Here is a 21,161-nt window from a genome sequence, read left to right as displayed (position 1 = left end):
AAAGATGACCAACAAGACGGACGTGCAACTGCCCGACCGCGCCAAGGAGGCGCTGGGAATCGCCAAGGAGGCGGTGAAAGTCGCCACGGTGGCGCGGGGACTCGGCAAGCTGGCGCTGGTGCTGCTGGGCCTGGTGCAGGTGGCCTTCGCCTTCCTCGCGTTCTGGGACCTCGCGTGGCGGGACGGCGACGACGTGCGCGGCCCGAAGCCTGTCTGGGTGCCCGTCATCCTGATCAACTGGGTGGGCCCGGCGGCCTACTTCCTCGCCGGCATCCGCCATAAGCGCTGAGCCGGATCCGCTGCCTCGCGGGACGCCCTTCCTATCGCGACAGGTGTTGCCCGTGGCGCGCAGCGCCGTCGGAGTGGCGTAGAGTAGACATCGATAGGCGGATTTCTCATCCGTCTCGCCCCGGCCGCGTGGTAACGGTCGGGGCTTTCTCTTTGCCCGGACGCCGGTCGGCAAAGCCGTGTGCGCGGGCATCCGATAGCGTCGGACGATGACTCCCGACGAACACCGCTTCAATGCGCTGATCCTGATGTTCGCCAACCTGCAGCGGCTGATGGTCTTCCACAACTCCCTCGCCATGCGCGATGGGCGTGAGATCGACCCCGCCCTGCGGGAAGAGCTGACCTCTCGCCTCGACCTGGTCGGCCAGGTGCTCGAACGCGCCAGCGAGGCCAAGGCCGTGAGCGAGGCCGACGCGGCGGCGGTCGCCCCGATCGTCCCGTACCTGCAGCGCGAGGTGCGAGCCGTGCTCGACACCCCGGCCGACGCGGACATGGGTACCCAGGCCGCGCTCGGTGCGGCGGAGGTCTATGCCTCGATGTGGATCGACGAGGGCACCATCCAGATGGGAAAGGTGTTCGACCGCCCGCAGTGGGTCGACCGGTCGATGCAGAACAAGCCGATGTTCTTCGCCCTCCAGAACAGGGCGAACGCGGCTGTCGTCGCCGCCGCCAAGGGCGAGTACTCCGACGAGGTGCGTGCGGACATCGCGGACCACGCGCAGGCGGCGCGCAGGAACCGCGCGCAGGCGCTTTCGCAGGTCGACGGCCTGCCGATCATGCTCGGCGGACGGGATGCCCGCGAACCCTCCCGCGCCTGACGGCGACCTCGACCAGCGTCTCGAACGGCTGCTGTTCGAGGAGGATCCGCTCCATATCTGCTGCGACGGCACGAATACCGATGAGTACCGCCCCGAGGCACAGGCGATCGCCGCGAGGATGGATGCCGCAGCTTCACTCGAAGACACACTGACGATCGTCCATGAGGAGTTCGTCATCTGGTTCGGCCACGACAGCGCCGGCCCGCGCAGACGCTACCGCCGCATCGCTGAGCGCACCTGGGAGCTGTGGCGGGACCGCTGACTCCCGAGAGACGCAGAGGGGATGCCGCAGCGCGGCCGGTCAGGTGAATGCGGCGTCCCACCAGTCGAGCACGCGGGCGCCGGCGAGCGTGAGCCATTTCGACGGCTCACCCTCGGCGGCATCCACGTCGAACCAGGTGCGGCCGGCCAGGGGAGTGGTCTGCAGCCACCTGCCGTCCGGCTGGCGCGCGTCCCGCACGACCGACACGGCGTCCGCCATGCGGGAATCCGGCGCGCGGCCCTCGTGCAGTGCGACATCGCGGAAGTGATCCAACGCCGTGAGGGCGCTGTAGCGATGGCGGGAGGGGGCGACGAAGCGCGTGGTGAACTCTCCCACCGGCTCACCCGTGGTGAGGCGGTACAGCAGGCGCCGCTGGAGCAGATACTCCTCGCCGCGGTGGCGGGTCTCGCGCAGCCCGGTGTCGCCGGTGTACTTCTCGTAGGCGAGCAGGCCCCGCACTGCGTTGAGGGTGGAGTGGAACGACGACCGCACCGAGTGGCCCTCCTCGGCCTCGCAGTTCCACCCGCCGTCGGCCAGGCGATGATCGGCGAACCACCGCGCGAGCGGCGTCATGTCCACCCCGAGCCAGGCGCCTGACGCCAGCGTGTACGAGTTGATGCAGACGTCGACCTCGCCCTCCCAGTACGGCCCGTCGTTGTAATCCCAGCGGCTGTTCGCGGCCAGGCGCTCGGCGGTGTCGCCGAGGGCGCCGGCATCCAGGCCCCACTCCCGCAGGTCCTTCAGCACCCAGTTCGTGGCGATCCACGGCTGACCGGGCTGCTGCGGTTCGTCGCTTTCGAAGAATCCCGCGGGGAAGAACGCGCCGCCGGCCCACTGCCCGTCGGCATCCTGCAGACGGAGCAGCCGGGCGCCGAAGCCCTCGGTCGCCACACGTGCGCGGGTGCGCTCCCATTGCTCGGGCGGCGCCCCGACGAGGTCGCGCTCCACCTGCCACCGCAACGCGGGGTCCGAGTCGAGGAGCCACTCCAGGACGGCCGGGTCAATGCTCATGCCGGAACGATAAACCCGTCCGGCAGCGGCGTCACCGGGTACCGCGGGTGCGTTCGGGATCGAGGGCGAGAAGGGCATCCGTCCACACCAGGGACTGGGCGACCTCGACGGCGCGGTCGGGACGTGAGCCTGCCAGGCTGACGTAGACCGGGCCGATGATCTCGATGAAGCCGACGGTGGCGCCACGCAGGGTGATCTCGAAGCGATCGGTGGTGACAGGATGCCACTGCAGTCGCGAGGAGCGCGGCGCGGCGGACCGAAGGGACAGGCGCTGCTTTGCGTCCGGCACGACCTCGATCGTCACGATGACCCCTTCGCTCTTTTGGTGTCTCATCAGCCTGTCCGAGGTTCTGGCATGCCGCAGAGGCTTGACGCAGGGCGTCGCGTCCGCTACATAGGCGAAACATAGGTTCACGGTAGGCGTCGCTGCCCCGCGCTGCCTCCCGCCCTGCGTCTGCTGCCGCCGCGACGCCGCGGGGTCAGCCCCGCAGCGCCGCGCTGAGCCAGCGCGCGTAGAGGACCCACGGGTCTCCGGCGGCGCGGAGCCCCGCCACATGCGAGGTCAGCGGGCCGGTGAGGGTGAACCACTCGCCACCCTCGCGCAGGGAGGCGAACTCGCGGTGTCGCTGCTGCTCCACGGCGCGACCGCCCCGCTCGAATGCGAGCAGCTCGTCGTGCCAGATCGCCGCGAGCCGTCGGCGCGGCTGGGCGCTCGTGCCGATCTTGACCCGTGCGTCGAACCGCAGGTAGTACACGACGTCGATGCGGGGGAGCGGAAGGTCGGGGTCGGGCACGTCGCCGTACCGCCATCCGCAGTCGGCGCAGACCCACCCGCCGTCGCCCCGGGCACCGTGGGAGCCGCCGCAGAGGTGGCACGGGCCCGGCAGGCCATCACGTCTCACCACGTGGTCGACCCTACGTGCCGGCACCGACATCCTCGCGGCGGCTCATCCCACGGCCGCGTCAGGCGCGCGCCTCGAGCTTCCTGTCGCCGCGCTTGCGGCCGTAGCGGGCGACGAAGAAGAGCACCGAGCCCACCGCGACGTAAGCCAGCGACCCCAGCCAGACCGTCCACGACTGCTGCGCCAGCAGCACGAGGCACGCCAGGATCCCGAGAACGGGGATGAACCGCGGCACCGAGAAGTGACGGTGGTCGACCTTGTCCTTCTTCAGTGCCAGCACGCTGACATTGGCTGAGAGGAACACCAGCAGAAGCAGCAGCACCGTCGTCTCGGCCAGGGTGGAGACGTCTCCCACCAGGGTGAGGGCCATGGTGATGCCGGCGACCACGAGGATCGACACCCACGGCGTGCGGCGGTTGGGCAGCACGCGGGCGAACGCGTGCGGCAGCAGGCCCGCCTCGGCCAGGCCGTAGGTGACGCGACTGGCCATCACCATGAAGAGGAGGGCGCCGTTGGCGATCGCCACCAACGCGATGAGTCCGAACAGCCACGCGGGGATGCCGACACCGCTGGCGGCGACGACGTCGAGGAGGGGGCCGGTGGACGTGGCCAGCTCCTCGGGCGGCAGCACGATCACCGCGCCGATCGCGATGAGCAGGTAGACCACGGCGGCGGTGATGATGGCGCCGAACAGTGCCCGCGGGTAGGCCCTCGACGGATTCTTGACCTCTTCGGCCATGTTCGCCGCAGCCTCGAAGCCGAGGAACGAGAAGAAAGCGATGATGGATGCCGCGAACGCACCCTGCACCGGGGGGACGTCGGGGGCGAACTCGAAGATGCGTGCCGGGTCCCCGTCGCCGTTACCGAAGACGATGGCGCAGACGACGATCACGATGACCAGGCCGCTCACCTCGATCACCGAGGCGACCAGGTTCGCACCGAGGGACTCCCGCACCCCCCTGAGGTTGATGAGGGTGAGCACCGCGATGAACACGATCGCCGCGGGGACCTGCGGCACGTCGATGAGAGCACTGAGGTAGTCGCCGGCGAAGGCGTTCGCCAGGGCGGCCGCGGTCGTGATTCCCGATGCCATCATCAGGAACCCGACGAGGAACGACACATAGGGTTTGCCGAACGCGCGGTCGATGTACCGGGCTGCGCCGCCCGCATGCGGGTACTTCGTGATCAGCTCCGCATACGTGCCCGCGGTGAGCAGGGCGACGACGAGCGCGAGCAGCAGCGGCAGCCAGATGACGCCACCCACGTCCGCGGCCATCGAGCCGACGAGCGTGTAGATGCCGGCACCGAGCGTGTCGCCGACGATGAACGCGAAGAGCAGGGGCGTGCCCACCGCTCGTTTCAACCCGATCGGCGCCGTGGGCGTGATCGCTGCGATTTCTCTGCTCATCGCACCACTTCACTGCCGGAACGCAAACTGCGCAAATCCCTATTGCAGACGCCGCATGTGTCTTATCCTGTCGGCCGCCTGGGTCGAGTTGCGCTGCCCGGCGGCGAGGGCGGGCTTCATGGGAGGCTGGGACGATGAGCGGACCCCGCGACCCCCGCACCTACGACCTCGATGCGCTGCGCGAAGACCTGCTGCAGCACGACGACGGCCAGGTGAACGACAGCATCCCCGAGCTCGCCGAGGCGGATCCGGACCTCTGCGCCATCGCGCTCGCGCTCGCCGACGGCACGGTCCGTGCGAGCACGCAGGCCGACGTGCCCTTCAGTGTGCAGTCCGCCGTCAAACCGTTCCTCTTCGCGCTCGCCCTCTGCGACACCGGCGGCGACGCGCTCGACCGCATCGGCATCGAGCCGACGGGAGAGGCCTTCGACGCGATCAAGCTCGAAAGCGGAACCGGCCGCCCGCCGAACCCGATGGTCAACGCGGGCGCCCTGCTGACGGCGTCGCTGGTCGACGGCGACACCGCTGCCGACCGCGACGAGCGCATTCTCCGCGGGCTGTCGGCGTTCGCGGGCAAGCCGCTCGAGGTCGACGAGGACGTCGCCCACAACGAGCACCTGCTCGGTGATCGCAACCACGCGCTGGCGCACCTCATGCGCGCCGAGGGCACGCTGCAGGCCAGCGCCGACGACGCCGTGGCGGTGTACGCCCGCGCCTGCGCCGTGCTGGTGGATGCCCGCACCCTCGCGGTGATGGGCGCAACCCTCGCCTGCGGGGGAGTGAACCCCCTCACCGGCGAACGTGTGGTCCCGCGCGAGGTCGCGCGCGACGTCGTGTCGGTGATGGCGACATGCGGCGTCTACGACGGCTCGGGGCGCTGGATGCGTCGGGTCGGCGTTCCGGCCAAGTCCAGCGTGTCCGGGGCCATCGTGCTGTCGGCACCGGGGGTGCTCGGCGCCGCAGTGATCAGCCCACCCCTGGACGAGCAGGGCACCAGCGTGCGCGGCGCCCTGGCTGCCGAACGCATGAGTGCCGACCTCGACCTGCACGTGTTCGGGCGTGCCTCGCATCACTGAGCGCCGAGCTGCTTCGCCGCCTCAGCCGGCAAGGCCTCCGAGCAGCAGCGAGACGACCATTGCCACGATGACGGAGTTGAACGTGAAGGCGAACAGCACGTTCGTGCGCACCACCGCCCAGGCTTCCCGCGTGCGGATCGCCGCGGACACCGTCGCCGCCATGGTCGACAGCAGGATGGTCAGGTTGAGATAGTCGCCGAACCGTGGTGGGCCGGGCACCTCGAATCCGATGTGCTCGCCGTCGTCGGCGCCGGCCTGCAGGCGAAGGTACTGCAGCGCGAACGAGTACACCATCAGGGCCCAGGAGCATGCCACGCACAGCAGGCCCAGGGTGACGTAGAGCACCTCGCCGCGGTAGGCCGGCGTCTGGGCGACGAGCACCGTCACCACCACGGCGCCCAGCGCGGCGGTGAGCGTCCAGCTGGACGCGCCCCCGTAGCCGATCAGCGACCACCACCAGCGTCGCTGCAGCTCGCGCTCGCGGCGTGCGCGCGCGGCGACGCCGTCACCGCTGTAGGCGGCGTGCGTCCAGACGAGGTAGATCGCCCCGAAGGACGGCCATGCGAACAGGTAGATCTCGACCCCGACGGTCAGCGGATCGATGCGGCCCAGGTCGCCCTTGACCGCTGCCACCCCGAGGGCGAGGGCGACGCCCACGATCGCGGAGAGCAGTGAGCTCCAGTTCGCTCTGGCGGTGTCACTGACGTATCGGGCTGCCTGCACGCGACGAGTCTAGAAGCCGTCCGGTCACTCCCGTGTCACCTCACCGTCGGCCTCTTCCACCGGTGCGTCGGGCGCATCGCGCGCGGGTCCCACGCCGACCGGCACGCCGGCCTCGGGGTGGTTGACGTCGAACGCCGGGCGCTCGCTGCGGATGCGCGGGATCGAGGTGAAGTTGTGCCGCGGCGGCGGGCAGCTGGTGGCCCACTCCAGCGAACCCCCGTAACCCCACGGGTCGTTGACCGTCACCTTCGGCGCCTTGCGCGCGGTGATCCACACGTTGAACAGGAACGGGATCATCGAAGCGCCGAGGAGCATGGCACCCACCGTGGAGATCTGGTTCTCCCAGGTCCATTCATCGGAGGCGGAGTACTCCGCGTACCGTCGCGGCATGCCGTCGACGCCGAGCCAGTGCTGCACGAGGAAGGTGAGGTGGAAGCCGATGAAGAGCATCCAGAAGTGCACGTAGCCGAGGCGCTCGTTGAGCATGCGGCCGGTCCACTTCGGCCACCAGAAGTAGAACCCGGCGAACATCGCGAACACGACCGTGCCGAACACCACGTAGTGGAAGTGCGCGACCACGAAGTACGAGTCAGAGAGGTGGAAGTCCAGCGGCGGCGACGCCAGGATCACACCGGTCAGACCACCGAAGACGAACGACACCAGGAACCCCAGAGCGAACACCATCGGCGTCTCGAACGTCAATGACCCTCGCCACATGGTGCCGATCCAGTTGAAGATCTTCACCCCTGTCGGCACCGCGATCAGCATCGTCATCAACGCGAAGAACGGCAGCAGCACCGCACCGGTGACGTACATGTGGTGCGCCCACACCGCCACCGACAGCGCGGCGATCGCGATCGTGGCGTACACCAGGGTCTTGTACCCGAAGATCGGCTTGCGGCTGAACACCGGGAAGATCTCCGACACGATGCCGAAGAACGGCAACGCGATGATGTACACCTCGGGGTGACCGAAGAACCAGAACAAGTGCTGCCACAGCAGCACCCCACCGTTCTGCGGATCGAAGATGTGCGACCCGAGCACACGGTCCGACGCCGCCGCGAACAGGGCTGCCGCCAGCACCGGGAACGCGAGAAGGATCAGGATGCTCGTGATGAGCGTGTTCCAGGTGAAGATCGGCATGCGCCACATCGTCATACCCGGGGCGCGCATCGTGATCACGGTCGTCACGAAGTTCACCGCTCCCAGGATGGTGCCGAAGCCGCTCATGCCCAGGCCCAGCATCCACAGGTTGCCGCCCACGCCGGGCGTGAAGGTGTCGCTCGCCAGGGGCTGATACGCCGTCCAGCCGAACGATGCCGCACCCTGCGGGGTGAGAAAGCCCGACAGTGCGATCAGCGAGCCGAAGAGGAAGAGCCAGAACGAGAAGGCGTTCAGCCGGGGAAAGGCGACGTCGGGAGCGCCGATCTGCAACGGCATGATCGCGTTGGCGAAGCCGGCGAACAGGGGCGTCGCGAACATCAGCAGCATGATGGTGCCGTGCATCGTGAACAGCTGGTTGTACTGTTCCCGGGTCGGCACGATCTGCATGCCGGGCTCGAACAGCTCCGCGCGGATGATCAGTGCCATCACCCCGCCCAGCAGGAAGAACAGCACCGACGCGATCAGGTACATGTACCCGATGGTCTTGTGGTCGGTGGAGGTGATCCACCGCACCAGCAGGTTTCCCTTCTGCTCGACGCGGGTGCGCACGAGCAGGGCGGCCTGCCGGGGTGGGAGCGTGTCCTGGCGGCGGACGGTCTGGGACACGACGTCTCCTTCCCGCGCTGGCAGGCGGGCCAGTGCTGCGGGAACCGTAAGACCGAGCCCAGCGACGCCGTAACGGGATTGCGCGCATCCGGACCGTGACGTATAACCCATCCACATCCGGACAGCGAAAGGGCGGGGCCCGCAACGCGACCCCCGCCCTCTCACCTGTCGGCTCAGCTGCCGGAGACGTTCTCCCGGCTGTGCTGCGCCTGGTCCTTGACGTCCGATGCCGCTGACTGCGTCTCGGCCTTGACGGTCTCGACCGACTCGCTCGCGGCATCCTTCACCGCGGTGGCCGCCTCCTGAGCGGGCTCCTTGAGGTGCTCGCCCATCTCCTTCGCGACGTTGCCCGCCTCGTCCATGAGCGGCTGGGCGGCATCCTTCACATCGGAGGCCATCTGCTTCTCGCGAGATGACGCCGGGACGAGCGACGCAGCGAGCAGGCCGGCCCCGAACGCGATGAGGCCGACGGCGAGGGGGTTGCCCTCCGCCTTGGCCACGAAGCGGTCCTTGGCGTCGCCGACCTGGCCGAGTGCCGACGAGCCGGCGCCCGACACCGCGGAGCCCGCATCGTCGGCTGCTCCCATGATGCGCTCGCGCACCGATCCGACGGCGCTGCGCACCTTGTCCTTCTGGCGGTCGACGATCTTCGACGGCGTCACCTTGTCGGCCAGCGCGTCGACGTCGCCGCCGAGCTCCTCACGGGTCCGCTCGATGTCGGCGCGGATCTGATCCGGGGAATCACTCATCGGTTCTCCTCATTCCTCTTCAGCGTTTCGGGGATCTCCTTGAGGGTCTCCACGGTCTGGGGAGCGCCCTCGACTTCCTTCATCTTGTTGCGGCCGACCACGAAGAGGATCGCCGCGATGACGCCCCACAGCACGGCCACGACGACGCCGGACCAGCCGCCGCCCACCAGCGTTCCCAACGCCCACCAGAGAGCGAACGAGAGGAAGAACACCGCCATCAGTGCCGCGTAGCCGGCGCCGCCCAGCAGGCCCGCTCCCTTGGCGGAGCGGGTGGCGGACTCCTTGAGCTCCGCCTTGGCCAGGGCGACCTCCTGACGCATCAGCGTCGAGATGTCGCGGGTGACCTCCCCGAGCAGGTCGCCGAGGGACGTGGTCGCCGCTTTCTGCTCAGATGGTGTCGCGTCGGACATCCTGCCCACCTTCCCCGGCCAGCCCGGGCGCGTGCGTCGCCGTGGACTGCTCGTACAGCGGCGTGTCCACCGGTGCGGCGACGGGGGCCGGAGGCACGGGCGTGGTTGTGTTCACGACCACGGGCGCGGGCGTTGCGGGGACCGCGGGCATCGAAGCCTGCGCGGCCTTGTCGTCCGAGGCGTTCGCGGCGAGGGCGCGCGTGAGGCGGCCGACCACCACTCCGGCGATCGCTGCGCCGGCGATGAACATGCCGGGCTTGCGTCGCGCGTAGCTCTTCACCTCGTTGAGGACCGAGCCCGGGTCGCGGTCACCGAGCCACGATGCGGCGCCCGAGATGCGGGTGGCTGCCTGGCGCACCAGGTCGGCTGCGACGCCCTGCTGGTCTCCGTTGGCCGACATCGACTCAAGTTCAGAGCCGACGGACCGCAGCCCCGACGCGAGGCGCTGCTGCTGAGCGCTCGCCTGCTCCTTCAGTTCGCGCTGGGTCTGCGCGTACAGCTGCTTGGCCTGCGTTCCGGCCTCACCCAGGACGCTGGATGCTTCACCCTTGACCGTGCTCGCGACGTCCGTCGCCTTCGAGACAGTCGTGTCCTTCAGGTCGCTCGCCTCCGCCTTCGCGGTGTCGACCTTGCCTGATGCGCCGCTGTCGGCGGCACTCGTCGTGGCCGGGATACCCGACCCATAACTCTGTGACATGGTTGCCCCTTTCAGGCCGGGAGTTCTCCGGCACCCCCCTTTCCTACGCGGCCTCGCCGACCCGGCTAAGGGCCTTGCGGGATCCGGCGATTAGTGCAATCGCACGGGCGGGCGCGCCTGTCAACCTCGGGGTCCACGGACGAGACGCTCAGCGGCGATGGGCAAAAATGGAGTCATGTCGTCCAACCCCTTCGAATCCCGCCCCTGGCTCGCCGCCTACGCTCCGGGCGTCCCCGCTGACATCGATGAACCGACGCAGACGCTCACGCGCATGATCGAGGCCAGCGTGAAGACCCACGCGCGGCGCCCGGCCCTGGAGTTCTTCGGTGCGGTGACGACGTACGGGCAGTTGGGGGAGCAGATCCAGCGGGCCGCCGAGGGGCTGCGGCGGCTGGGTGTGAAGAAGGGCGACAGGGTGGCGCTGGTGCTGCCCAACTGCCCGCAGCACGTCGTGGCGTTCTACGCCGCGCTGCGCCTGGGGGCGATCGTGGTCGAGCACAATCCGCTCTACACCGCTCGCGAGCTGCGGCATCAGTTCGAGGACCACGGCGCCTCCGTCGCCATCGTCTGGGACAAGGTCGTCGACACCGTCGCGGAGTTCCCGAGCGATGTGCGCCCGGGACGCATCGTGAGCGTCGACATGACCACCGCGCTGCCCCTGGCCAAGCGGCTGGCGCTGGCGCTGCCGATCCCCAAGGCGCGCGCGTCGCGCGCCCAGATGACGACCACGCCGAAGCTGCGCAACCCCTACCGCTGGGATCAGCTGCTGGACCACCGACGCGTCTCGTCGCGCGTCCCGGGCCCGGAGATCGATGACATCGCGGTGCTGCAATACACCAGCGGCACCACGGGCACCCCGAAGGGCGCGATTCTCACCCACGCCAACCTGCGCGCGAACGCCATGCAGGGGCGCGCCTGGGTACCGGGCCTCGTGGACGGCGAGGAGACGTTCTACGGGGTGCTGCCGCTGTTCCACGCATACGGCATGACCCTGTGCCTCACCTTCGCCATGAGCATCGGGGCGAAGGTGGTGCTCTTCCCGAAGGTCGACGTCGGGCTCATGACGGATGCCGCGCGCAAGAGCCCGCCGACCTTCCTTCCGGCTGTGCCGCCGATCTACGACCAGCTGTCGCGCGCCGCAGAGCGCGGCAAGATCGACCTGTCCACGGTGCGCTTCTCGATCTCGGGGGCGATGAGCCTGCCGGTGACGACGGTCAGCCGCTGGGAAGAGGTCACCGGCGGCCTTCTCGTCGAGGGGTACGGAATGACGGAATCGTCTCCCGTCGCCCTGGGCAACCCCATGGGCCACAGCAGGCGACCGGGCACCGTGGGGGTGCCGTTCCCCAGCACCGAGATGCGGGTCGTCGACCCGGACGACCCATCAACGGACCGGCCGCTGGGGGAGTCCGGTGAGCTGCTCGTGCGCGGTCCTCAGGTGTTCCAGGGGTACTGGGCACGTCCGGACGAGACTGCCGCTGCCTTGATCGATGGCGGCTGGCTGCGCACCGGCGACATCGCGTCGGTATCGGCCGACGGCTTCGTGACGATCGTGGACCGGCTCAAAGAGCTCATCATCACCGGCGGCTTCAACGTGTCGCCCACCGAAGTCGAGGACACACTGCAGTCGCATCCGGACGTCGAGAGTGCTGCCGTGGTCGCCATGCCGCGCCCCCGCGGCGGCGAAGACGTCGCCGCGGCCGTGGTGCTGCGCGCCGATGCGAGCCTCGATGTGGAGGGCCTGCGCGACTACTGCCGCACCCGGTTGGCCGCGTACAAGGTGCCCAAGCGCATCGTGCAGATGGACGACCTGCCGCGGTCGCTCATCGGCAAGGTGCTGCGTCGCGAAGTCCGGGAGCAGATGCTCGCCGGGTGAGGCGCCTGGTCGCGGCCGTCTGTGCAGCGGGGAAGGTTTATGGCCCCGGCGGGATGCCCTCCCGCCGGGGCCTGCAGTTGAGGCCGGGAGGCGCTGATGACCCGAACATCAACGCCTCAACCGGGGTCTCTCAAACTGACAAGATCGACGCTACGCGGGCATGTCGTGCTCCGCCCTGCCTTGACGCGTGCTCCGGTGTCTGGTAGCCCACGGGCAGGGTCTGCGCCGGCATCCGGCGGTATACTGAAGATACCCCGCGGGGGTATAACGCGATGCGACGAGGAGCGATCATGACGACGAGCGAGTACCAGGTGGCCGGGATGACGTGCGGCCACTGCGAGGCAGCGGTGCGCGGCGAGGTCGCGAAGATCGCCGGCGTCGACGACGTGCAGGTCAGCGCACAGACGGGCCGGCTCGTGATCTCCGCAGCAGTACCCGTCGCCGACGCCGACGTGCTCGCCGCCGTCGACGAGGCCGGGTACGCCGCTTCCCGCGCGTGAGGGGGAGGGCGACACGCGATGACAACCCTGGGCGCTGACCAGACCCGCTTCGAGCTCGAGATCGGGGGCATGACCTGCGCGTCGTGCGCGGCCCGCATCGAGAAGAAGCTCAACCGTCTGGAAGGCGTCTCGGCCACCGTCAACTACGCCACCGAGAAGGCGCAGGTCACGGGGCCTGCAGGCCTTGCGGCGGCCACGGTGATCGCCGAAGTGGAGCGCACCGGCTACACCGCGGCGCTGCCGGCACCGCCACGGGAGGCCGAGCGCGAAGCGCGAGACGTCGATCCGGAGCTCGAGAGCGTGCGGCACCGTCTGCTGGTGTCGACAGCCCTCGCGCTGCCGGTGATCCTCATGTCGATGATCCCGGCGCTGCAGTTCCCCAACTGGCAGTGGCTGTCGCTGGTGCTCGCCGCCCCCGTGGTGGTGTGGGGGGCATGGCCCTTCCACCGCGCCGCATGGATCAACCTGCGTCACGGCGCAGCGACCATGGACACGCTGATCAGCCTGGGCACCTCTGCCGCGCTGGCGTGGTCGCTGTACGCGCTGTTCTTCGGAACAGCGGGCATGCCCGGCATGACGCATCCGTTCTCGTTCACGATCGGCTCCGCGGACGCCTCGGGCGACATCTACCTCGAGGTGGCAGCGGGGGTGACCATGTTCGTGCTCGCCGGTCGCTACGTCGAGAAGCGGGCCAAGCGCCAGGCCGGGGCGGCGCTGCGCGCCCTGCTGGAGCTCGGGGCGAAGGACGTCACCGTGCTGCGCGACGGCGTCGAGGGGCGCATCCCCATCGGCGAGCTGCGGGCCGGTGACGAGTTCGTCGTGCGCCCGGGGGAGAAGATCGCCACCGACGGCGTCGTCACGGCCGGATCGTCGGCCGTGGACGAGTCGATGCTCACGGGCGAGTCGCTGCCGGTGGAAGTCGGCGCGGGCGATGCCGTCACCGGGGCGACCGTCAACGCCGGCGGCCGCCTGATCGTCCGCGCCACGCGCGTGGGCGCGGACACCCGGTTGGCGCAGATGGGGCGTCTGGTCGAGCAGGCCCAGTCCGGCAAGGCCGACGTGCAGCGTCTGGCCGACCGCATCTCGGGCGTCTTCGTTCCCATCGTCATCGTCATCGCGCTCGCCGCGCTGGCGGGGTGGCTCATCGCCGGGTTCCCCGCGAGCTCCGCCTTCACCGCCGCCGTGGCGGTGCTGATCATCGCCTGCCCCTGCGCCCTGGGACTTGCGACCCCCACGGCGCTGCTGGTGGGCACCGGCCGGGGTGCGCAGCTCGGCATCCTCATCAAGGGTCCCGAGGTGCTCGAGTCCACGCGCCGCGTCGACACGATCGTGCTGGACAAGACCGGCACCGTCACGACCGGGCGGATGAGCGTCGTCGACGTCGTGGCGGCCGAGGGTGAGGATGCCGACGAGGTACTGCGTCTGGCCGGCGCCGTGGAGCACGCCAGCGAGCACCCGATCGCCCAGGCGATCGCAGCCGCCGCGGCGCGGGTGGGCGGTCTCGGTGCCGTCGAGGACTTCCGCAGCTCCGCCGGGGCGGGCGTGGCGGGCGTCGTCGACGGGCATGCCGTGGTCGTGGGCCGCAGCGGGCTGCTCGACGAGTGGGCGCTGCGCCCGGGCGATGACCTCCAGGCCGCTGCGGCAGCGGCCTTCTCGCGGGGCCAGACCGCGGTGTTCGTCGCGTGGGATGGGCGCGTGCGGGGGGTCGTGGTGATCGCCGACCGTCCCAAGCCCACGAGCGCCGCCGCCGTCGCACAGCTGCGCCGGCTGGGGCTGACCCCCGTGCTGCTCACCGGAGACAACACCGCCGTCGCGCGGCATATCGCCACCGACGTCGGGATCGACGAGGTCATCGGCGACGTGCTGCCGGCGGACAAGGTGGCCACGGTCGCGCGGCTGCAGGCCGAGGGCAAGGTCGTCGCGATGGTGGGCGACGGGGTCAACGACGCCGCCGCGCTGGCGCAGGCCGACCTCGGCATGGCCATGGGGACGGGCACGGATGCCGCGATGGAGGCGGCCGACATCACGCTCGTCCGTGGTGACCTCGTCGCGGCGGCCGACGCCGTGCGCCTGTCGCGCCGCACGCTGGCCGTCATCAAGTCGAACCTGTTCTGGGCCTTCGCCTACAACGTCGCCGCCATCCCGCTGGCCGCGTTCGGACTGCTCAATCCCATGCTCGCGGGCGCCGCGATGGCGCTGTCGAGCGTTTTCGTGGTGGGGAACAGCCTGCGCCTGCGCCGCTTCCGCCCGCTCTCGCCCGTACCCGCCGATCCGAAGTGAGGAACCCGTCATGACCGCCATCGGACACGACACCCACGTGCACGGATACATCACCGACAAGGAGAGGTACCTCAAGCGGCTGAAGCGCATCGAGGGACAGGCCCGCGGGGTGCACAAGATGATCGATGACGAGAAGTACTGCATCGACATCCTGACGCAGATCAGCGCGCTGACCAGTGCCCTCAACTCCGTCGCCGTCGGACTGCTCGATGACCACCTGAAGCACTGCGTCGTCGACGCGGCGCGACTGGGTGGAGACGAAGCCGATGCCAAGGTCGCGGAGGCGACGGCCGCCATCGCCCGTCTCGTGCGCTCCTGACCCGGCTGCCTCAGCGCTGCGGCAGCACGCCCACCCCGTCGCGCCGGTCGAACACCAGGTGCGTCTCGGTGGAGCGGACGCTCGGGTGCACCGTGATGTGCTCGAGGACGAGGTCCCGCAGCGCGTGAGCGTCGGCGGCGGCCACGTGCAGCACGAAGTCGTCCTCGCCCGCGACGTGGAACACCTCGATGACGCCCGGGATGTCCGTGAGGGCCTGAAAGAGCTCGGTGACGCCGGTCTTGGTGTGGCTGCCCAAGCGCACGTTGACGATGGCCCGCAGCGGAAAGCCCAGCGCGGCGGTGTCGACCCTGGCGCGGGTGTCCACGATGAGCCCGCGCTGCCGCAGCGTGCGCACGCGGTGGGCGCACGTCGACTCCGCCAGGTGCAGCCGGTGGGCGAGTGCCTTGTTCGTGACATCCGCCCGCGTGCTCAGTTCGGCGAGGATCGCCCGGTCGAGCTCGTCGATCTCGTCGTCGGGTTGTGATCTGACCAACGGTGCCTCCTGTCTGCCCTGTGATGCTGCACGGAACGCGGTAATCCCGTCACTGTGCCGCGCAATCTGCGGCGCAGCCACGCGTGGGCGGTGATTCCCGCATCATATGGGCATGGACTTCTCGCACCGGCATCCCGACACCGCCGCCGTCCACGCCGGACGCGCCGACCTGGGCGCGCTGGGGGTGCACGCCCTGCCGCTGGACCTGTCGACAACGAATCCGCTGCCCGACGTCGAGCGGGGCGGCGACTCCTACGAGACCCTCGCCACCGGGGGCCGGCCCACCGCGGAGGACAGCTTCGTCTACGCCCGGCTGTGGAATCCCACCGTCGCGCGCTTCGAGGACGCGCTCGCCGAGCTCGAGGGCGCCGAGGCGGCGGTCGCCTTCTCGACCGGCATGGCCGCCGTGACGGCCGCGATCCTCGCGCACACCCAGGCGGCGGGTCGCCCGCATGTGGTCGCGGTGCGGCCGCTTTACGGGGGCACCGATCACCTGCTGGCGAGCGGTCTGCTGGGCGCCGAGGTCACCTTCTGCGACGAGGCGGACGTGGCCGGGGCCCTGCGCCCCGACACCGGGCTCGTCATCGTGGAGACCCCCGCCAACCCCACGCTCGACCTCGTCGACATCGCCGCCGTGGTCGCGGCCGCCGCGGGCGTGCCGGTGCTGGTCGACAACACCTTCGCCACTCCGGTGCTGCAGCAGCCGCTCGCGCTGGGCGCCGCGATGAGCCTGCACAGCGGCACGAAGTACCTGGGTGGGCACGGCGACACCATGGCGGGGGTCATCGCCTGCTCCGAGCAATCCGCGCAGGCGCTGCGCCGGGTGCGGGCGATCACTGGCGCGCTCCTGCACCCCTTGGGCGCGTACCTGCTGCACCGAGGGCTCGCGACGCTGCCGCTGCGCGTGCGCGCCCAGCAGGAGAGCGCCGCGCGCATCGCGGCGTGGCTCGAGGCGCACCCCGCCGTCGCGCGGGTGCACTACCCCGGGCTGGACGGCGACCCGCGCGGCCTGATGGCACGTCAGCTGCGGGGCGGCGGCGCGATGGTGGCCTTCGAGATGCGCGGCGGGTACCCCGCTGCCGCCGCGGCCGCCGGCGCCGTGGAGCTGTTCACCCACGCCGTGTCGCTCGGCGGCGTGGACTCCCTCATCCAGCATCCGGCGGCCCTCACGCACCGACCCGTGGCAGCCGAGGCCCGCCCCTCCGCTGCGGTGCTGCGGCTGTCGATCGGGCTCGAGCACGTCGACGACCTCGTGGCCGACCTCGACCGTGCGCTGCGCGTCGCCGACGGTGCCGGTACGCCGACGGAGGCTACGGTCGCGCTGCAGGTCTGAGACGCACCCGGACGCAGAATGCCCCGGACCGGGTCCGGGGCATTCTGCTGCGGGTGGGTCTGGCGACTCAGTCCTGCGAGTACCGCATCACGATGCGGCCTTCGATCTTGCCCTCTTCCATGCGGTGGAAGATGTCGTTGATGTCGTCGAGCTTCTCGACGGTCACGGTGGGGTGGATCTCTCCGCGGGCGAAGAAGTCCAGCGCCTCGACCATGTCCTGGCGGGTGCCGACGATCGAGCCGCGGATCGTGATGGCCCGCAGCACGGTGTCGAAGATGTCGGCCGGGAACTGCCCCGGGGGGAGGCCGACGAACACCACGGTGCCGCCGCGGCGCGCCATGCCGGTGCCCTGGGCGAAGGCCTGCGGGTGCACGGCGGTGACGAGCACGCCGTGCGCGCCGCCGGTGCGCTCCTGGATCTCGGCGATCGGGTCCGTCTTGGCGGCGTTGACCGTGACCTCCGCTCCGTGGCGGCGGGCCAGGAACAGCTTGTCGTCGTCGATGTCGACGGCGGCGACGCGCATGCCCATCGCGCGGGCGTACTGCACGGCGATGTGGCCGAGGCCGCCGATGCCGGAGATGACGACCCACTCGCCTGGCTTGACCTCGGTCATCTTCAGGCCCTTGTAGACCGTGACGCCGGCGCACAGGATCGGGGCGACCTCATCGGTGTCGACGCCTTCCGGGATGCGGGCGGCGAAGCGCTCGTCCACCAGCATGTACTCGCCGAAGCTGCCGTCGACGGAGTAGCCACCGTTCTGCTGCGCGGGGCAGAGGGTCTCCCAGCCGGTGCGGCAGAACTCGCACACGCCGCAGGCGCTCCACAGCCACGCGTTGCCCACCTTGTCGCCGACGGCGAGCGTGGTGACGCCCTCGCCGAGCGCGACGACCTCGCCGTAGCCCTCGTGACCGGGGATGAGGTCGGACTTCGGCGGAACCGGCCAGTCACCGCGCGCGGCGTGCAGATCGGTGTGGCAGACGCCGCTGGTGATGACGCGCACCAGGGCCTGACCCGGACCGGGGGTGGGGATCGGCACTTCGGTGACGCTCAGCGGCTGGTCGGGTGCGGTGACGACGGCGGCGCGCATGAGGCCGTCCGGAACAATGCCGCGGTCGACGTTCTCGGCCGCGTTCGTCATCGTGGTCATGACAATCACTTCCTTCGGACGGACGGGCGCCGTCCCTTCGGTGCTCGATTGTAGCGCTGTGGTCAGACCACAGCAAGATGCGGAGACACGAGAAGGCGGTGACCCCCGCAGAGGTCACCGCCTTCTCGTGCGGGCGCGGCTCAGACCGTCTGGCCGGAGTGCGCTCCCTCGGCGATCTCCTCGACCACCTTGGCGTTGAAGGCGGGCAGGTCGTCGGGGGTGCGGCTGGAGACCAGACCGGCATCCACCACGACCTCCTCGTCGACCCACGACGCGCCGGCGTTGCGCAGGTCTGTCTTCAGGCTGGGATAGCTGGTGATCGTGCGTCCGCCGAGCACATCCGCGTCGGCGAGGATCCACGCGCCGTGGCAGATCACGCCGACCGGCTTGTGCTGGGCGAAGAAGTCGCGCGCGAAGGCGACCGCCGCCTCGTCCATGCGGAGGTTGTCCGCGTTGACGACCCCGCCGGGAAGGACGAGGGCGTCGAAGTCCGCGGCCTGCGCCTCTGACACCGACAGGTCGACTGCCTGCTCGTGCCCGTTCTTGCCCGACACGGCGCCGTCTGCGGGCGAGACGAGCACCGGCGAGGCGCCGGCATCGGTGACCGCCTGCCAGGGCGAGGTGAGCTCGCTGTCTTCGAAACCGTCGGTCAGCAGGAACGCCACGCGCTTGCCGGTGATGTCCTCGGTCATGTCGTCGTCCTTTCGTCTGAGCGCCGGGACCGTCCCGGCATGCGCTCCACGCTAGGGACCGCACGCGGCGGACGACGCGGGCTTGCGCATGCGGCGCAGGTGACCTACGGCGGGGCTAGTGTGGAGCACATGGCCACCCCCACGAACGCACCCCTGACCCAGCCCCTCGCGCCCGTCGCCGAGGAGAAGAACCTGCTGCCCCTCGCCGAGGAGGGCTCCTCGTGCTGCGGCGGCAGCTCCTGCTGCGGCAGCTGACTGCCGCCCTTCAGCGGGTCTCGCCCCAGTCCTCGGTTCCGGGGGCATCGGTCGGCTTCGGTTCCAGCTCGCCCTCGTGACCCTTCGTGGGTGATGGGCTGATCAGCTCCTCTTCCGGGATCTTCTTCAGGGCATCGATCTCTTCGCGCAGCTCATCCAGTTGCGCCCGGTCGGCGTCGTCGGGAGTGGGATTCATGCCGACACCCTACCCGCGGCCGGTCGTAGGCTGAACGGGTGAGTATGGGCATGGGCGGCGGCGGACCCCGCGGCGGATTCCGCGGCGTCGACGAGTCCGCGCAGCGCCGTATCAACGCTCAGGCGCCTCGCATCCCCGGCCTCGGCCGACGGGTCATGGCGTTGTTCCGTCCCTACCGTGCCCGGATCGCGGTCACCGGGCTGCTCGTGATCGTCGGCTCGGGACTCGCGGTCGTGCCGCCGCTGCTCGTGCAGCGGGTCTTCGACGACGCCCTTTTCCCCACCGACGGCACGGGACCCGACCTCTCGCTGCTGCTGCGGCTGGTCGCCATCATGATCGGGCTGTTCCTGGCGTCCGCCGGGGTGAACGTGCTGCAGACGTGGCTCACCGCGACGGTCGGCAACCGGGTGACCGGCGACCTGCGGGTACGGCTGTTCGACCATCTGCAGGCGATGGAGCTCGCCTTCTTCACCCGCACCAAGACGGGTGTCATCCAGTCGCGCCTGCAGAACGACGTCGGCGGTGTCTCGGGGGTGCTCACCAACACCGTCACCAGCATTCTCGGCAACGCGGTGACGGTCGTGGCCTCCCTCGTGGCGATGATCATCATCGACTGGCGCCTGACGATCATCGCCGTCGTGCTCATGCCCGCGCTCGTGCTCGTGCAGCGCAAGGTCGGTCAGGTGCGGGCGCGCATCGCGGGGGAGACGCAGGAGTCGCTGTCGGAGCTGACGGCGATCACGCAGGAGACCCTGAGCGTCTCCGGCATCCTGTTGTCGAAGTCGTTCAACCGGCAGCGCACCGAGTCCGCCCGGTACCGCGCCGAGAACCGCAACCAGGTCGTGCTGCAGGTGCGCCGGGCCATGAGCGGCCAGGGGTTCTTCGCCGTCGTGCAGGTGCTCATGGCGAGCGTTCCCGCCGTGATCTACCTCGTCGCGGGCTACCTCATCGTCGGCGGAAGCGCCGACATCACCGCCGGCACCGTCGTCGCCTTCACCACGGTGCAGGCGCGGCTGCTGCAGCCGCTCACGGGGCTCATGCGGGTGGCCCTGGATCTGCAGACCTCCGCTGCGCTGTTCGCCCGCATCTTCGAGTACCTCGACCTCACGCCCGCGATCAGCGACGCCCCCGACGCCATCGACGTCGCCGACGGGCCGGGCCCGCTCGGGCGGGTGGAGTTCCGCGACGTGGTCTTCCGCTATCCGGATGCCACGGGCGAAAGCCGTCCGACGCTCGACGGCGTCTCGTTCGTCGCGGAACCCGGGCAGCACGTCGCGTTCGTCGGCCCCTCGGGGGCGGGCAAGACCACGGTGCTGTATCTGGCGCCGCGGCTGTACGAGGCCTCGGGCGGCGGCGTGCTGTTCGCCGGGACGGACGTGCGAAGGCTCCGCCACGAGTCGCTGATCGACCAGGTCGGCATCGTGTCGCAGGAGACCTACCTCTTCCACGCGACCATCCGCGAGAACCTGCGCTACGCCAAGCCCGACGCCACCGACGAGGAACTGGCCGCCGCCTGCGCCGCAGCGAACATCGACCACATCATCGCGGGCTTCCCCGGCGGCTACGACACGGTCGTGGGCGAGCGCGGCTACCGGCTCTCGGGCGGTGAGAAGCAGCGCATCGCCATCGCCCGCGTGCTGCTCAAGGATCCGCCCGTGCTGCTGCTGGATGAGGCGACCTCGGCGCTGGACACGGTGTCGGAGCGGGTGGTGCAGGACGCCCTGGATGCCGCCGCCCGCGGCCGCACGACGCTGTCGGTCGCCCACCGGCTCTCGACGGTGATCGGTGCGGACGTCATCCACGTCGTCGAGGCCGGGCGCATCGTCGAATCGGGGACGCACGCCGAGCTGCTGGCAGCCGGCGGGCTGTACGCCCAGCTCGCCGCCGAGCAGGTGGCCGCCTCGCGGGTGCTCGAGACCGAAGAGGCCATCGCCCGCCGCGCGGAGTAGAGGCGCGTCG

24 protein-coding genes are annotated in these 21,161 nt (G+C 70.0%); 11 read left to right on the top strand and 13 right to left on the bottom strand.

Features of this window, described 5'->3' with window-relative positions; translation table 11 throughout:
- The first annotated feature begins 4 nt into the window (after positions 1–4).
- The 3 genes from QNO14_RS08970 (at position 5) to QNO14_RS08960 (ending at position 1,368) form a co-directional block, all read left to right on the top strand.
- Positions 5–289, top strand: a complete 285-nt coding sequence (locus QNO14_RS08970) for a PLDc N-terminal domain-containing protein (protein WP_257504990.1) — start codon at positions 5–7, stop codon at positions 287–289.
- 208 nt (positions 290–497) lie between these two features.
- The gene (locus QNO14_RS08965) at positions 498–1,106 is read left to right on the top strand and encodes a hypothetical protein (RefSeq protein ID WP_257504988.1); all 609 of its coding nucleotides are present in this window, start codon (positions 498–500) and stop codon (positions 1,104–1,106) included.
- The gene (locus tag QNO14_RS08960; protein ID WP_257496098.1) at positions 1,081–1,368 is read left to right on the top strand and encodes a hypothetical protein; all 288 of its coding nucleotides are present in this window, start codon (positions 1,081–1,083) and stop codon (positions 1,366–1,368) included. Before QNO14_RS08965 ends, QNO14_RS08960 begins: the two co-directional genes overlap by 26 nt.
- A gap of 39 nt (positions 1,369–1,407) precedes the next feature.
- On the opposite strand, the gene QNO14_RS08955 is transcribed toward QNO14_RS08960, so the two are convergent.
- The 4 genes from QNO14_RS08955 to QNO14_RS08940 all read right to left on the bottom strand — a co-directional run bounded on the left by QNO14_RS08955 (position 1,408) and on the right by QNO14_RS08940 (position 4,689).
- Entirely contained in the window at positions 1,408–2,379 is a 972-nt protein-coding gene (locus QNO14_RS08955) for a squalene cyclase (protein ID WP_257504987.1), read from the bottom strand.
- A gap of 31 nt (positions 2,380–2,410) precedes the next feature.
- Positions 2,411–2,713: a hypothetical protein gene (locus tag QNO14_RS08950; protein WP_257504986.1), complete on the bottom strand. Its 303-nt coding sequence runs from the start codon at positions 2,711–2,713 to the stop codon at positions 2,411–2,413.
- Between the two features lie 145 nt (positions 2,714–2,858).
- Positions 2,859–3,284, bottom strand: a complete 426-nt coding sequence (locus tag QNO14_RS08945) for a GIY-YIG nuclease family protein (protein ID WP_257504985.1) — start codon at positions 3,282–3,284, stop codon at positions 2,859–2,861.
- 58 nt (positions 3,285–3,342) lie between these two features.
- Positions 3,343–4,689 (bottom strand): APC family permease, encoded by a 1,347-nt coding sequence (locus tag QNO14_RS08940; RefSeq protein WP_257496102.1) that lies wholly within the window; start codon positions 4,687–4,689, stop codon positions 3,343–3,345.
- Between the two features lie 134 nt (positions 4,690–4,823).
- Between QNO14_RS08940 and glsA the strand changes: the two genes are divergently transcribed.
- On the top strand, positions 4,824–5,765 hold the full coding sequence (gene glsA, locus QNO14_RS08935) for a glutaminase A (protein WP_257504984.1): 942 nt from the start codon (positions 4,824–4,826) through the stop codon (positions 5,763–5,765).
- Between the two features lie 21 nt (positions 5,766–5,786).
- Here glsA and QNO14_RS08930 read toward each other — a convergent pair whose 3' ends face one another.
- From QNO14_RS08930 to QNO14_RS08910, 5 genes are all read right to left on the bottom strand, one after another.
- A complete protein-coding gene (locus tag QNO14_RS08930) occupies positions 5,787–6,488 on the bottom strand; it encodes a DUF1345 domain-containing protein (RefSeq protein ID WP_257504983.1) in 702 nt (233 codons plus the stop codon).
- Between the two features lie 24 nt (positions 6,489–6,512).
- Positions 6,513–8,201, bottom strand: coding sequence for an aa3-type cytochrome oxidase subunit I (gene ctaD / locus QNO14_RS08925; RefSeq protein WP_434543531.1), 1,689 nt, complete (start codon positions 8,199–8,201; stop codon positions 6,513–6,515).
- A 230-nt stretch (positions 8,202–8,431) separates the two neighbouring features.
- Entirely contained in the window at positions 8,432–9,007 is a 576-nt protein-coding gene (locus QNO14_RS08920; RefSeq protein ID WP_257496189.1) for a DUF3618 domain-containing protein, read from the bottom strand.
- A complete protein-coding gene (locus tag QNO14_RS08915) occupies positions 9,004–9,417 on the bottom strand; it encodes a phage holin family protein (RefSeq protein ID WP_257506357.1) in 414 nt (137 codons plus the stop codon). Before QNO14_RS08915 ends, QNO14_RS08920 begins: the two co-directional genes overlap by 4 nt.
- Positions 9,395–10,114: a hypothetical protein gene (locus QNO14_RS08910; RefSeq protein WP_257506356.1), complete on the bottom strand. Its 720-nt coding sequence runs from the start codon at positions 10,112–10,114 to the stop codon at positions 9,395–9,397. The genes QNO14_RS08915 and QNO14_RS08910 overlap by 23 nt, the downstream gene beginning before the upstream one ends.
- A 175-nt stretch (positions 10,115–10,289) precedes the next feature.
- Here QNO14_RS08910 and QNO14_RS08905 point away from each other — a divergent pair, with 175 nt between their 5' ends.
- From QNO14_RS08905 to QNO14_RS08890, 4 genes are all read left to right on the top strand, one after another.
- A complete protein-coding gene (locus QNO14_RS08905; protein WP_257496192.1) occupies positions 10,290–11,987 on the top strand; it encodes a long-chain-fatty-acid--CoA ligase in 1,698 nt (565 codons plus the stop codon).
- Positions 11,988–12,277: 290 nt separating this feature from the next.
- Positions 12,278–12,487, top strand: a complete 210-nt coding sequence (locus tag QNO14_RS08900) for a heavy-metal-associated domain-containing protein (RefSeq protein ID WP_257506355.1) — start codon at positions 12,278–12,280, stop codon at positions 12,485–12,487.
- An 18-nt stretch (positions 12,488–12,505) separates the two neighbouring features.
- Positions 12,506–14,767, top strand: coding sequence for a heavy metal translocating P-type ATPase (locus tag QNO14_RS08895; protein ID WP_257506354.1), 2,262 nt, complete (start codon positions 12,506–12,508; stop codon positions 14,765–14,767).
- A 10-nt stretch (positions 14,768–14,777) separates the two neighbouring features.
- Positions 14,778–15,086, top strand: coding sequence for a metal-sensitive transcriptional regulator (locus QNO14_RS08890; protein WP_257496195.1), 309 nt, complete (start codon positions 14,778–14,780; stop codon positions 15,084–15,086).
- A 10-nt stretch (positions 15,087–15,096) separates the two neighbouring features.
- Here the strand turns inward: QNO14_RS08890 and QNO14_RS08885 are convergent, their stop codons facing one another.
- The gene (locus tag QNO14_RS08885) at positions 15,097–15,579 is read right to left on the bottom strand and encodes an Lrp/AsnC family transcriptional regulator (RefSeq protein ID WP_257506353.1); all 483 of its coding nucleotides are present in this window, start codon (positions 15,577–15,579) and stop codon (positions 15,097–15,099) included.
- Positions 15,580–15,691: 112 nt separating this feature from the next.
- Between QNO14_RS08885 and QNO14_RS08880 the strand changes: the two genes are divergently transcribed.
- A complete protein-coding gene (locus tag QNO14_RS08880) occupies positions 15,692–16,912 on the top strand; it encodes a trans-sulfuration enzyme family protein (protein WP_257506352.1) in 1,221 nt (406 codons plus the stop codon).
- A 67-nt stretch (positions 16,913–16,979) separates the two neighbouring features.
- Here QNO14_RS08880 and adhP read toward each other — a convergent pair whose 3' ends face one another.
- Both adhP and QNO14_RS08870 read right to left on the bottom strand, forming a co-directional pair.
- Positions 16,980–17,999 carry an alcohol dehydrogenase AdhP gene (adhP, locus tag QNO14_RS08875; protein WP_257506360.1) on the bottom strand — a complete coding sequence of 340 codons (1,020 nt, stop codon included), beginning with the start codon at positions 17,997–17,999 and terminating at the stop codon, positions 16,980–16,982.
- Between the two features lie 200 nt (positions 18,000–18,199).
- Positions 18,200–18,751 (bottom strand): type 1 glutamine amidotransferase domain-containing protein, encoded by a 552-nt coding sequence (locus tag QNO14_RS08870; protein WP_257496198.1) that lies wholly within the window; start codon positions 18,749–18,751, stop codon positions 18,200–18,202.
- Positions 18,752–18,880: 129 nt separating this feature from the next.
- On the opposite strand from QNO14_RS08870, the gene QNO14_RS08865 reads away from it, so the two are divergent.
- Positions 18,881–19,006, top strand: coding sequence for a hypothetical protein (locus tag QNO14_RS08865; RefSeq protein ID WP_257496199.1), 126 nt, complete (start codon positions 18,881–18,883; stop codon positions 19,004–19,006).
- A 10-nt stretch (positions 19,007–19,016) separates the two neighbouring features.
- On the opposite strand, the gene QNO14_RS08860 is transcribed toward QNO14_RS08865, so the two are convergent.
- On the bottom strand, positions 19,017–19,202 hold the full coding sequence (locus QNO14_RS08860; protein ID WP_257496200.1) for a hypothetical protein: 186 nt from the start codon (positions 19,200–19,202) through the stop codon (positions 19,017–19,019).
- A 44-nt stretch (positions 19,203–19,246) separates the two neighbouring features.
- On the opposite strand from QNO14_RS08860, the gene QNO14_RS08855 reads away from it, so the two are divergent.
- A complete protein-coding gene (locus QNO14_RS08855) occupies positions 19,247–21,151 on the top strand; it encodes an ABC transporter ATP-binding protein (RefSeq protein ID WP_257506359.1) in 1,905 nt (634 codons plus the stop codon).
- The last annotated feature ends 10 nt before the right edge of the window (positions 21,152–21,161 follow it).

Origin of the sequence: Microbacterium sp. zg-Y625 (genome assembly GCF_030246925.1) — a bacterium.
Lineage (GTDB): Bacteria > Actinomycetota > Actinomycetes > Actinomycetales > Microbacteriaceae > Microbacterium > Microbacterium jiangjiandongii.
Note: the sequence above shows the minus strand (reverse complement) of the source record. Positions and strands in the feature narration are given on the sequence as shown.

Coding starts and splice junctions, on each gene's coding strand:
- QNO14_RS08970 (WP_257504990.1), top strand. CDS start 5: ATGACCAACAAGACGGACGTGCAACTGCCCGACCGCGCCAAGGAGGCG.
- QNO14_RS08965 (WP_257504988.1), top strand. CDS start 498: ATGACTCCCGACGAACACCGCTTCAATGCGCTGATCCTGATGTTCGCC.
- QNO14_RS08960 (WP_257496098.1), top strand. CDS start 1,081: ATGCCCGCGAACCCTCCCGCGCCTGACGGCGACCTCGACCAGCGTCTC.
- QNO14_RS08955 (WP_257504987.1), bottom strand. CDS start 2,379: ATGAGCATTGACCCGGCCGTCCTGGAGTGGCTCCTCGACTCGGACCCC.
- QNO14_RS08950 (WP_257504986.1), bottom strand. CDS start 2,713: ATGAGACACCAAAAGAGCGAAGGGGTCATCGTGACGATCGAGGTCGTG.
- QNO14_RS08940 (WP_257496102.1), bottom strand. CDS start 4,689: ATGAGCAGAGAAATCGCAGCGATCACGCCCACGGCGCCGATCGGGTTG.
- glsA (WP_257504984.1), top strand. CDS start 4,824: ATGAGCGGACCCCGCGACCCCCGCACCTACGACCTCGATGCGCTGCGC.
- QNO14_RS08920 (WP_257496189.1), bottom strand. CDS start 9,007: ATGAGTGATTCCCCGGATCAGATCCGCGCCGACATCGAGCGGACCCGT.
- QNO14_RS08915 (WP_257506357.1), bottom strand. CDS start 9,417: ATGTCCGACGCGACACCATCTGAGCAGAAAGCGGCGACCACGTCCCTC.
- QNO14_RS08910 (WP_257506356.1), bottom strand. CDS start 10,114: ATGTCACAGAGTTATGGGTCGGGTATCCCGGCCACGACGAGTGCCGCC.
- QNO14_RS08905 (WP_257496192.1), top strand. CDS start 10,290: ATGTCGTCCAACCCCTTCGAATCCCGCCCCTGGCTCGCCGCCTACGCT.
- QNO14_RS08900 (WP_257506355.1), top strand. CDS start 12,278: ATGACGACGAGCGAGTACCAGGTGGCCGGGATGACGTGCGGCCACTGC.
- QNO14_RS08895 (WP_257506354.1), top strand. CDS start 12,506: ATGACAACCCTGGGCGCTGACCAGACCCGCTTCGAGCTCGAGATCGGG.
- QNO14_RS08890 (WP_257496195.1), top strand. CDS start 14,778: ATGACCGCCATCGGACACGACACCCACGTGCACGGATACATCACCGAC.
- QNO14_RS08880 (WP_257506352.1), top strand. CDS start 15,692: ATGGACTTCTCGCACCGGCATCCCGACACCGCCGCCGTCCACGCCGGA.
- adhP (WP_257506360.1), bottom strand. CDS start 17,999: ATGCGCGCCGCCGTCGTCACCGCACCCGACCAGCCGCTGAGCGTCACC.
- QNO14_RS08870 (WP_257496198.1), bottom strand. CDS start 18,751: ATGACCGAGGACATCACCGGCAAGCGCGTGGCGTTCCTGCTGACCGAC.
- QNO14_RS08865 (WP_257496199.1), top strand. CDS start 18,881: ATGGCCACCCCCACGAACGCACCCCTGACCCAGCCCCTCGCGCCCGTC.
- QNO14_RS08860 (WP_257496200.1), bottom strand. CDS start 19,202: ATGAATCCCACTCCCGACGACGCCGACCGGGCGCAACTGGATGAGCTG.
- QNO14_RS08855 (WP_257506359.1), top strand. CDS start 19,247: ATGGGCATGGGCGGCGGCGGACCCCGCGGCGGATTCCGCGGCGTCGAC.